Below are 407 nucleotides of genomic sequence, written 5' to 3'. Positions count from 1 at the left end.
CCTGGACGAGCAGCCGCCCAATGCCAGGAAATGCGAACACATTCTCGATGACGACTACCCCGCTAAGCAGATAGACGACATTGATGCCCACGGCGTTGACGAAGGGCACAGCCGCGCTGCGCATCGCATAGTCCCACAAGACAATGCTGCGACTCATGCCGCGCAGGATTGCGGCCTTGATAAAAGGCGCGCGTAGAGCTTCGGCAGCGGATGCGCGCGCGATACGACTCATATGCGGCACCATCACAACGACCAAGGTCAAAGTCGGCAAAACATAGGCTTGGATACGCTCCAGAACAGTCCCGTGGTCTGCGAGCGTGCTGTCGACCGGCACCAGGCCTAGGCACAGAGCAAATACGAACGTCAATATAATGGCCACGACGAATTCTGGGATGCCGGCCAGGATC

The 407-nt window shown here is 58.2% G+C and carries 1 protein-coding gene; it reads right to left on the bottom strand.

Annotated elements, in window-relative coordinates:
• A partial coding sequence (locus EN861_RS34365) for an ABC transporter permease (RefSeq protein ID WP_189343816.1) occupies positions 1-407 on the bottom strand: 407 nt, incomplete at both ends.

Origin of the sequence: Mesorhizobium sp. M8A.F.Ca.ET.218.01.1.1 (assembly GCF_004791165.1) — a bacterium.
In the GTDB taxonomy this organism is placed as follows: Bacteria; Pseudomonadota; Alphaproteobacteria; order Rhizobiales; family Rhizobiaceae; genus Mesorhizobium.
The sequence above is the reverse complement of the archived record's forward strand: the minus strand, read 5'-3'. Positions and strand labels throughout refer to the sequence as shown.